General features: G+C 71.7%; 10 protein-coding genes. 3 read left to right on the top strand and 7 right to left on the bottom strand.

Going from position 1 to position 9,140, the window contains the following annotated elements; translation table 11 throughout:
- The 4 genes from VLI41_RS04820 to VLI41_RS04805 all read right to left on the bottom strand — a co-directional run.
- The coding region (locus VLI41_RS04820) for a 4a-hydroxytetrahydrobiopterin dehydratase (RefSeq protein ID WP_325266923.1) at window positions 1–1,986 on the bottom strand (1,986 nt) is incomplete at its 3' end.
- A gap of 227 nt (window positions 1,987–2,213) precedes the next feature.
- Window positions 2,214–2,699, bottom strand: coding sequence for a glycoside hydrolase family protein (locus tag VLI41_RS04815; RefSeq protein WP_325266922.1), 486 nt, complete (start codon window positions 2,697–2,699; stop codon window positions 2,214–2,216).
- Between the two features lie 137 nt (window positions 2,700–2,836).
- Complete coding sequence (locus VLI41_RS04810) at window positions 2,837–4,657, bottom strand: ATP-binding protein (protein WP_325266921.1); 1,821 nt, start codon at window positions 4,655–4,657, stop codon at window positions 2,837–2,839.
- An 85-nt stretch (window positions 4,658–4,742) separates the two neighbouring features.
- Entirely contained in the window at window positions 4,743–5,009 is a 267-nt protein-coding gene (locus tag VLI41_RS04805; RefSeq protein ID WP_325266920.1) for a hypothetical protein, read from the bottom strand.
- 112 nt (window positions 5,010–5,121) lie between these two features.
- Between VLI41_RS04805 and VLI41_RS04800 the strand changes: the two genes are divergently transcribed.
- The 3 genes from VLI41_RS04800 to VLI41_RS04790 all read left to right on the top strand — a co-directional run bounded on the left by VLI41_RS04800 (window position 5,122) and on the right by VLI41_RS04790 (window position 6,109).
- Entirely contained in the window at window positions 5,122–5,328 is a 207-nt protein-coding gene (locus tag VLI41_RS04800; RefSeq protein WP_325266919.1) for a hypothetical protein, read from the top strand.
- 129 nt (window positions 5,329–5,457) lie between these two features.
- Window positions 5,458–5,913: a hypothetical protein gene (locus VLI41_RS04795; RefSeq protein WP_325266918.1), complete on the top strand. Its 456-nt coding sequence runs from the start codon at window positions 5,458–5,460 to the stop codon at window positions 5,911–5,913.
- Between the two features lie 37 nt (window positions 5,914–5,950).
- A complete protein-coding gene (locus VLI41_RS04790) occupies window positions 5,951–6,109 on the top strand; it encodes a hypothetical protein (protein ID WP_325266917.1) in 159 nt (52 codons plus the stop codon).
- A 27-nt stretch (window positions 6,110–6,136) separates the two neighbouring features.
- Here VLI41_RS04790 and VLI41_RS04785 read toward each other — a convergent pair whose 3' ends face one another.
- The 3 genes from VLI41_RS04785 to VLI41_RS04775 form a co-directional block, all read right to left on the bottom strand.
- Window positions 6,137–7,543, bottom strand: coding sequence for a hypothetical protein (locus tag VLI41_RS04785; RefSeq protein WP_325266916.1), 1,407 nt, complete (start codon window positions 7,541–7,543; stop codon window positions 6,137–6,139).
- Window positions 7,540–8,322, bottom strand: coding sequence for a hypothetical protein (locus tag VLI41_RS04780; RefSeq protein ID WP_325266915.1), 783 nt, complete (start codon window positions 8,320–8,322; stop codon window positions 7,540–7,542). The genes VLI41_RS04785 and VLI41_RS04780 overlap by 4 nt, the downstream gene beginning before the upstream one ends.
- Window positions 8,323–8,421: 99 nt before the next feature.
- Complete coding sequence (locus tag VLI41_RS04775; protein WP_325266914.1) at window positions 8,422–8,943, bottom strand: hypothetical protein; 522 nt, start codon at window positions 8,941–8,943, stop codon at window positions 8,422–8,424.
- Window positions 8,944–9,140 lie beyond the last annotated feature (197 nt).

Genomic DNA, 9,140 nt, shown 5'->3' with positions numbered 1-9,140 from the left:
GCGTTCGCCGCTCCGCACGAACTTGTTAGGCGTGCCGGTAAGCGCGCCGCCTGCGGCCGGGCGCCACAGTGCCACGTCCTCGACCTGGCGGGCGAGCGCGAAGTCCTTGTCGGTAACCCCGCCGGCGCTGTGCGTCTTGAGCTTGACGCCCACGCGCGCCCAGGTCACGGAGAGGTCCGGATGATGGTTCGCCGCCTCGGCGACGTAGCCGATGGCGTTCACCAGCATGAGCGTGGTGGGCCAGCCGTCGGTCTTGAACACGCGGCGGATCCACCCGTCCTCGTAGTACCAGCCGGGCAGCGTCTTCAGCCGCTCGGCGATCTCGTCGGCGCCCGGCCAGTCCAGGTTCTTGGCCAGCAGATCGCCGATCAGCGGCGCGGCCTGCGGATAGGCGCGGATCAGTTCGATCATCTGGTTGGCCGCCTCTTCCCGCCGCGTGGTGAAGGAAGGTCCGGTTTCCACGGTGACGTCGTACTTGCCGACGGTGAGGTCGTAGATCCTCTCGATCTTGCCGAGCTCGCCCGCGGCCTGGCCCGCGCCCGGCTCGGCGGGGTTGATCGGCACGCTCTGCGCCGCTCCGTCGGCCCCCAGCACCCGGATCACCCGCGCGGTCCCATAGACCTTCGGGATCAGGTCGATCAGGATCCGCCCGGCGTGGCGCAGCGCCCGGCTCAGGTTGTCGATGTAGTGGAAGGTCGAGACGTCGCCCTCCCGCTGCCGCATCAGGATCGCCCGCCCCGACGTCTCGTTCGAGGCCGCCCCCAGGCTCGCATCGTGCAGGCCCATGATCGCCTTCATGTCGTCGGAGGCCGAGAGCGCCTCCTGCATGGCGCCCGCCGGCGGACCGGCGAAGGGCTGGCGCTGCGGCGGCTCGGGCCCGTCGTATTCGATGTAGGCGTGGGTCTGGATATTGGCCGTCGCCCATTTGGCGCTGTCGGTCTCGAAGGCCCCCTTGCGCCCGATGAACGGCGTCTTGGGCGCCAGCGCCACCAGCTCCGTCGTGGTCGTGCGCCAGTAGTTGAACATCCGCTGCGGATCCTTGGCGTCGCGCACCAGGCTGCGCAGCCGGCGCCTCCCGTCGACGTGCAGCTCCTCGCCATAGACCGGCACGATCGGGATGAACCTGCCGGCCCAGTCGACGGTCTCCAGCACCTCCGCCCCGGTCAGGACCCGCTGGGTCACCCTGTGGCTCGCGACCTCCCGCGGCCGGCCCATGACCGAAACGCCCAGGGCGTCGAACATCGCCCTCTGCGCCTGGTAGACGCCGGCCTCGACCACCTGCCCGTCGGAGAGCGCCAGGATGGTCCGCGTCACCGGCTCGCGCCGCCAGTATTCGGCGACCATCACCCGCTCGCCGTCCAGCCAGGGGCCGGTCAGCGAGGCGTAGGAATCCGCGCCCCAGTCGACCGCATCGGCGCCCTTCCAGCGCGCCTCGAAGGCGGCCTTCGGCAGCGTGTCGACCACGAACGCCACATTCCAGTCCGAGGAGTCCGCGGCCGTCCCGTTCGGGTCGCCGTAGATCGAGAACGGGTTCGCCACGCGCTCGATCGCCAGGTCCTGGTCGAAGCTGTCGTCGCAGGCGTAGCGGGTGTTGATCCGGAAGTAGCCGAAGCCGCCGGTCACCGCGAAGTCCAGCGCGGTGTCGTAGGCCACCTCCGCGTCGCTCGACTGCGCGATGTGCCGGATCAGGCCGTTCAGCACCTCGGCGGTCGCCGGGTCCGCCGCGTCGTCCACCGGATGCACCACCATGGCGGGCTTGTTCTGCCGCGCGTCGTTGACCACCTGGCGGATGAAGGCCGGCAGCCGGTTGATGGTCAGGCACGGCCGCCCGTCCAGCTCCCGCTCCCTGCGGACCCGCTCCGGCCACTGCTCGCCCAGCCGGGCGAACCGCAGGTCGTCCAGCGCCTCGCGGCGGTTCTCGGCCTCGGCGTCGGCGGCCAGCTCGAAGGCCTCGCGCGCCTCGCGGATGATCTCGTCGTCGGACAATGGATGCCTCAACAGGTTTGGCCCGCGCGGACGCGTGGCCCGTCGGGTTCGATGGCGCGGCCCGAAAGCCGCCTCGGAGTCTCAGGATCGGAGGGCCGGTCCCGCGCCCGCTTCAGCCCGCCACCGGGCTCGAGACGCAGTTCTCAACCATGCCCGGATTGTCGCAAATTCGCGCGCGGCCGTCAAGAACAAAACGCGAACCTCCCGCCGGTCTGCGTGCGAACCGCCTAGCCGCTCGCGAGCCGCCGCAGCGCGGCCTGGAACGCCGCGACGCGCCGCGGCGTCTGGCGCGCCCAGAGCGATCCGGCCAGCTCGTCGGCGGCGGCCGCATAGTCGCGCGCCAGGATCAGGCGCCAGGTGTTCGGGAACGCCGCCGTCCAGCCCGTCCCGAGCTGGAAGTTCACCGCCGCCAGCCGCACGACGAACGCCGCATCGGCGATCCCCGCCGCCCGCGCCTGCGCCTCGGCCGCCGCCAGCGCGCGGCCCCCGTCGGCCGCAAACAGCGAATCCACCTGCGCCTGCGAGATCGCCTCGCCGATGGCGAGCCCGTCCTCGGGGCGCACCAGGTGGCCGATGCCGACCGTCGCCAAGCCCCGGCTGTCGGCGTAGACGCAGGTGCGCCGCCCCTCCTCCACCACCAGAATCCGGCGCAGCGCGGCGAGCGCCCGCGCGCCGGCTTCGGCCGGCCCGGCGGCTTGGTCTTCGGCGGACATGGATGAACCTCGTGCGGGCGCCAGCCCGGCGCCGCGCCCTCGCGGGGCGCAACTCTCGACGATGCCGGAATTGTCGCAAATTCGCGCGCGGGCGTCAAGAACAAACTGCGAACGAAAGGCCTGGGCCCGCCGACGCCTCAGGCGCGGCGGCGAACGGGCCGGCGGGGCTTCGGCGCCTCGGCCGCACCGGCCAGCGCCGCCTCGATCACCTCATAGAGCCGGCGCGCCTCGATCGGCTTGGCCACGTGGCCGTCCATGCCCGCCGCCAGGTATTCGGCGACCTGGTGGGCCATGGCGTTGGCGGTGAGCGCCACGACCGGCGTGCGGGCGCGTCCGCCGGCGGCCTCGGCGGCGCGGATCGCCCGCGTCGCGGTGGGCCCGTCCATGACCGGCATCTGCACGTCCATCAGGATCAGGTCGAAGGCCTCGGCCTCCCAGGCCGCGAGCGCCTCCGCGCCGGTCCGCACCAGCAGCGGCTCCACGCCCACCTCGGCCAGCAGCAGCTTCAGCACCAGCTGGTTGACCGCATTGTCCTCCGCCGCCAGCACCCGCAGCGGCCGCGCCGGCGCGCGCCGCGCGGGCTTGCGGCGGCGCGCAGGCGCCGGCCTCTCCGGGGCCGCCTCGCCGATCCGCTCGAGCGGCAGGCTCAGGGTGAAGCGCGCGCCCTCGCCCGGGCGGCTCTGCGCCGTGATCGTCCCGCCCATCAGCCCGGCGAGCTCGCGGCAGATGGCGAGGCCCAGCCCGGCGCCGCCATAGCGCCGCGTGGTCGAGGCGTCGGCCTGCTCGAACTTGCCGAACAGCCGCTCCAGCTGCTCCGGGGCGATGCCGAGGCCGGTGTCCTCCACGGCGATCGCCAGCCGCTCGTCGGCGGCCCGCTCGATCCTCACGCGGACCGCGCCCCGCTCGGTGAACTTCACGGCGTTCGACATCAGGTTGTAGAGGATCTGCCGGATGCGGGTCGGATCGCCGCGGTAGCGGCCCGCGGCGGCCGGCGAGAAGACCAGTTCGAAGGCCAGCCCCTTCTCGGCGGCGACGGCGGCGAAGGCCTGGTGCGCGACGCCGACCACCTCCCCCAGGTCGAAGGCGATGATCTCCAGCTCGAGCTTGCCGGCCTCCACCTTGGAAAGGTCGAGGATGTCGTTCAGCACCGCCAGCAGCGACTCGCCGGATTGCCGGATCACCTGCAATTGCGCCCGGTGCGCCTCGGAAAGCCCGCGGTCCGCCGACATCGCCTGGGTCATGCCCAGCACCCCGTTCAGCGGCGTGCGGATCTCGTGGCTCATGGTGGCCAGGAAGGCGCTCTTGGCATGGCTGGCCGCCTCCGCCTGGTCGCGGGCCGCCGCCATCTCGGCGCTCGCCTGCTCGGCGCGCTCCTTCTGCCGGCGAAGCTGGCGGGTCACGCCGACCAGCTGCTTGAAGTTCGCCGAGCCCACATAGATGCCGATCACCGCATGGCCGACGACGGCGATCATGGCGATCATCACCATCAGCTGGTCCATGCCCGAGAAGTGGGGCGAGAGCCCGATGGTGAGCAGTGGCGCGGCCAGCGCCGGCGTTGCGGGGATCATCGCGCCGGGCGAGCGGCTGTGGTGGGCCTCCACATAGAGCAGATGGCCCGCGAAGAAGGCCGCCGCGGTCACCTCCGCGGCCGCCGAGCGCGCCGTCCAGAGGATCACGCCGACGCTGCTCCAGGCGGAGATCGCGACGGCGTAGGTCCCAAACGTCGCCCAGGCGTGCGCCCGGCTGACCGACCGGCCCTGGGCCATCGGCCGGCCGGTGAGCCGCATGGGGATTTCCAGCCCCAGCACCGTGGCGGCCCAGGCGCCGGCGGCGGTCCAGCCGCAGGCGTGGCCCAGCACCCACCAGAGCACGGCGGCGAAGCCCAGGCGGACCGGCGAGAGGCGGTAGCTCTGGGCCCCGGCGCTGACGAACCGCTCGTCGAACCAGGACTCGAACATCGCGGCCGACCCTTCCTCAGGATCGTCGACGCTAACGGGGTTTGGCGAACGGCGTCTTAACGCCGGGGCGCTCTGGGCGGGCCGCTCACCGCCGCTTCGCCACCTGGGTGTCGATCTCGCCCAGGATCAGGGCGATCTCGTCGGCCACCTCGCGCGGCAGCTCGCCGCCGCCGCCGCCCTGGCGGAAGAACTTCAGCGCGCCCAGGCTCTGCTCCACCGTCTTGAACGCCTCGGGATCGGCCAGCGCCAGGTGCGCCAGCAGCGAGCGGACCAGCAGGTCGTGCGCCATCAGGCTCGCCTGCATCTCGTCGAGCCGGGCTTCGAGCGCGAGGATATGGGTGGTCTGGTCCATCGGCGCCTCCGCGATACCACGCCCGGCGCCTGCGACAATGCCGCTTGCTGCGGATTGTGACTGGGCGCACGATTCCGAATCGCCGGGAGCAATCGAACCGAGGGAGGTGTTCTTGAAACTTACGATGATCGGTGTGGCCCTGTCGGCCGCCCTGAGCTTGTCCGCCGGGACCGCGCTCGCCGAGATGCAGCCGATCCCCAATCCGCCGGAGAAGCCGGCCGCGGCCAAGCACCACGGCAAGGCCCATCACATGAAGCATCACGCCAAGCACCACATGGCCAAGAAGGCCGACAAGGCCGCCGCGACGGCCCCGAAGTGATCGGACGCGGCGGGACCGCTGGCCGGTCCCGCCGACGTTCCCGGGCCTCCCGCCCGGCCCCTTCAGGCTGAGCGTTGCAGCCGCCCGGTCCGCGGAACGGCGCGCGCGGGCGCACGTTCCGACGGCGGGATGGCCCATCCCCTGGAACCCCTGCTGCGCGAGAACTACCCGCGGATCGCCAAGGATCTTGTGGCGCCGCTCGTCGATCTGCTGACCGAAGCCCAGCACGCCTTCGGCGGCGACATCGAGAAGCTGCACATCCTCTTGATGATCGCGCTGCGCACCGCCGAGCACCGCGGCGCCTCCGGGCTCGACCTCGACCGGGTGCTGGCCGGCGAGATGGCCGAGCTGCCCAGCCTCGCCACCAACGTCAAGTCGCTGTCGGCCGGCAGCGGCATCCCGGAGGAGACGGTGCGGCGCAAGGTCCGCGCCCTGGTCGAAGACGGCCTCATCCGCCGCCGGGACCACGCGCTCTCCTATACGCCCAAGGCCGTGCAGGCGATGGAGGGGGTGCGCCGCATCCTGATCCGCGCCGCCGCCCAGGAGCACGACGCCGTGGAGCGCCTGCTCGCCGAACGAGGCTGAGTTCGTCCCGCGCCGCGCCTCGCGCGTTATGGCTCCGATGAGCCCGGACGACCTCCACAAGATCCTCGAGCCCCTGCTCGCCGCCACCGCGCTGGCGATCGCCTGCTTCGCCGTGGCCGTCGTCTTCCTCTGGCGCGACGGCCGCCGCCAGAAGCGGGCCGAGACGGCGGAGCCGCCGAGGTCGTCCCGGCTCTGAGAGCGGCGCAGCCCGCAACCGGCTCTCCTACCCCATCCACCCCAGCGGCTCGTGCAGGACCCGCCGCGCCGGGCGCGCCAGCGCAGCCCCGCCGCGCCGGTTGGCGGCGAACTCGCCGAACGCATCGGCCGCATGGCTCGCCTCGTCGTGCAGCGGCCCGGCGTAAGTGCGCGTCGCCCGGCTCCAGCGCTTGCGGTAGGCGCGCAGCCGCTCCAGCCCCAGCCCGCAGCGCTCGGCGTCGAACCAGCACAGGGGGATCATCAGCCGCGCGGCGTTGATCCGCTCCTCCGGGTCCATGGCTGCGCCCACCTCGATCGCCGAAAGCCCGAGCCCGCGCAGGGTCTCGTAGCGCGAGCGCCCGGCCGCCCCGAGCTCGCGCACCATCACGTCGTGCGGCAGGTGGTGGGCGCCGTACGTCCACGGCCTCCCCGCCAGCGCCTCGCGCACGATCGCCTCCAGGCCCTCGCCGCGCGTCTCGTGGTAGTCGATCACGCGCACCTCGCGCCCGGCCTGCTGGAAGAACCAGATCGCCGTGTAGTCGTCGATGCCCAGGTCCCAGGCGGTGTCCACCCTGAGCGCCGGATCGAACGGGACGCGTCCGATGCGGCCGGCCCGCTCCGCCTCGCCGATCAGGCTGGCGTAGTAGGCGCCCGGCGTCGCCGCCTCGAAATCCACGAGGTACTCGCTGGCGAACCTCGCCTCGCCCTCCTCGGCCGAGCCCAGCTCGGCGATCAGCTCGGACCGCTCCCGGGCCAGCTGCTCGGGGGTGAAGACGTCGGTGGCGGTGGCCGGCGACTTCAGCGTGAACCACTGCGGATCGCGCGCCCGGACCTCGAACGCCCGCGTCGCGTGCCCGCGCCCGCGCGGCGTCCACAGGAACAGCGCCCAGCCGCCGTTCTCCGCCAGGATCGGGCGGATGTAGCTCCAGGCGTCGGGCTTGGCGAGCGCCCACTCCGAGAACACCACCCCCACCGGCGGCGAGCCCACCAGCGAGTTGTAGTTGTCCGACCCCGCCACCTGCCAGACGGAGCCGTTCTCCAGCTCGAGTTTCATTTCGGCGTGGCTCCGTCTGACCCGGATCGAGCGCGGGAAAGCCTCCTCGATCCGCCGCTTGCCCGTGTGCGGATTGACCGCGTCCCATATGGCTTTCCGCGCCTGGGCCGCCTCCGGCAGCAGGTGCCAGTAGACGCCGCGTTTTTGGCTCGCGGCCGCCGCGGCCCAGTGCAGCGCCACCTCGTCCTTGCCCCACCGGCGATGCGCCACGACGTCGGCGCGCGCGCCGCCGGCCTGCAGGTATTCCCAGAGCGGCAACTGGTAGAGCCGTGGCTCCCATCCCGGAAGCTTCAGCTCACCCGGATTGGGCTTCGCCCCCGGCGTCTTGCGTGGCGGCTTTCCAACCGCCTTCTTCCGCGGCGCCTCGCTGGCAGCGGTCATCGCTCATCCTCCTGCTCCTGCACGCTGTCGATGGCGCGGACGTACTCGGTCCCGTCCTCGCGCACCGCCCGCTCGAACCGGCGGATGACGATCCGGCGGATGCGCGGCTCCCCGGAGCCGGCGCCGCGCCCGAACCGGTCCGGGTCCAGCTTCTCGGCATGGGCGAACAGCGTCGCGACGTGCAGCTTGTCCGACTGCACCGTCGCCGGCGTGGACGCCTGCGCCACGACCAGCGCCGCGTCGAACCTCGCCTCGGCCGCGTAGCGCCGCGCGTCCTCGACAGCGGCTGCGAACTCGGGGAAATCGCGTCGCCAGCGGTAGAAGGTCGCGACGGAGGGCAGCCTGCCGGCGCCGGCGATCTGGCTCCAGATTTCGCCGGCCGCCAAGTGCTCGCAAATCTCCCGGGCGACACGCGGCCCATACCGCACGTGAACGATGTTGCGGCGTCCTGGGCGCGGCTTGCCTGGCCCGCTTGCCTTTTTGGCCATCAGAAGTCCTTTCAGGTGTTCGAGATCATCCCCTGTGAGCGGGCCCGCGCGCTCGCGGGCGATCTCCCGCGCCTGGGCCAGCGCCTCCGCGAACTCGGCATGCTTGTCGCGCCACTTCGACAAGGCGCTGCAGTGTGGCAGCCGGCCCCGGTTGCAGATCAGGGCCCACTTCTCCCCGTTCGCGAGCCTGGCGCAGATCTCCAGCGCCAGGCTCGCCGAGTAGCAGGTGCGCCTGCAGTTGCCGTCCGCCCGCGGCATCTGCACGGGCGGCCGCTTGCGGCCCTTGGGCATGGCGTCCTTCACAGTCGTTGTTCCTCCCGCGAGGCCGAGGCCTTCGGGGGGATGCTGCTTGCGAGCCGGCGCCGCGTGCGCCGAGGCTTGCGGGGGCAATTATGTCTCTTGCAAATGCACACCCCGAACGAGCGGGTGACGTAAGAGCGCCCATCCCATGATTGGGAGCCCGATGGCGGCGGGTACGAGCCAGTAGGCGAGCGGCGACAGATCGCGCCAGAGCGGCAGGAACTTGCCGTTGTCCACGTAGAAGGCCGTCAGCATGACGATGTAGGACGCGCCCATGCCGGTGATGTGCAGGCGCACCGCATGGCGGCTTCGCATGGCCTGACGCCCTAGGTACGCCGCTCCGAACGCGATGAAGACCAGGGCCAACAGCACATTGTCTTCCGGCCAGCGGACCACGGCCAGTACTGCCGCCGACGCACAGAGGACTGCGAGCCCCCAGAAGTACACAGTTCCAGCTGTCGAGTGACGACCGCGCCGCTTCCGGCTCAGCATCGCCAGCGCCCCGGCGGCGACGCACACCAGTCCAGCGCCAACATGAACACCGACACCGGCCAGAAATAGCGGCGAGGTCGATGGGATGACGATGCCCGCAATGACGGTGGAGTCAGGCATCCTCTTGCGGGGTCTTCGGCTTCGGCTCCCTAGGCGCCGTCCCGATCTTCCTCACCGGCGCCCTGCTCGCAGCCGCCGGTGGGTAGCCTCAGGTCGACTGCGTGGTGTCCGGCAGGCCCAGGATGCGCTTGGAGATGATGTTGTTCTGGATCTCGGACGAGCCGCCGTAGATCGACATCGCCTTGCCGAACAGCCAG

The organism is Phenylobacterium sp., from assembly GCF_035475775.1.
Classification (GTDB): Bacteria; Pseudomonadota; Alphaproteobacteria; order Caulobacterales; family Caulobacteraceae; genus Phenylobacterium.
The sequence above is the reverse complement of the archived record's forward strand: the minus strand, read 5'-3'. Positions and strand labels throughout refer to the sequence as shown.

What these genes read in the sequence shown, in the direction of transcription:
- VLI41_RS04810 (WP_325266921.1), bottom strand. Translation starts at nt 4,657, where the DNA reads ATGTTCGAGTCCTGGTTCGACGAGCGGTTCGTCAGCGCCGGGGCCCAG.
- VLI41_RS04815 (WP_325266922.1), bottom strand. Translation starts at nt 2,699, where the DNA reads ATGTCCGCCGAAGACCAAGCCGCCGGGCCGGCCGAAGCCGGCGCGCGG.
- VLI41_RS04785 (WP_325266916.1), bottom strand. Translation starts at nt 7,543, where the DNA reads ATGACCGCTGCCAGCGAGGCGCCGCGGAAGAAGGCGGTTGGAAAGCCG.
- VLI41_RS04790 (WP_325266917.1), top strand. Translation starts at nt 5,951, where the DNA reads ATGAGCCCGGACGACCTCCACAAGATCCTCGAGCCCCTGCTCGCCGCC.
- VLI41_RS04775 (WP_325266914.1), bottom strand. Translation starts at nt 8,943, where the DNA reads ATGCCTGACTCCACCGTCATTGCGGGCATCGTCATCCCATCGACCTCG.
- VLI41_RS04805 (WP_325266920.1), bottom strand. Translation starts at nt 5,009, where the DNA reads ATGGACCAGACCACCCATATCCTCGCGCTCGAAGCCCGGCTCGACGAG.
- VLI41_RS04795 (WP_325266918.1), top strand. Translation starts at nt 5,458, where the DNA reads ATGGCCCATCCCCTGGAACCCCTGCTGCGCGAGAACTACCCGCGGATC.
- VLI41_RS04780 (WP_325266915.1), bottom strand. Translation starts at nt 8,322, where the DNA reads ATGCCCAAGGGCCGCAAGCGGCCGCCCGTGCAGATGCCGCGGGCGGAC.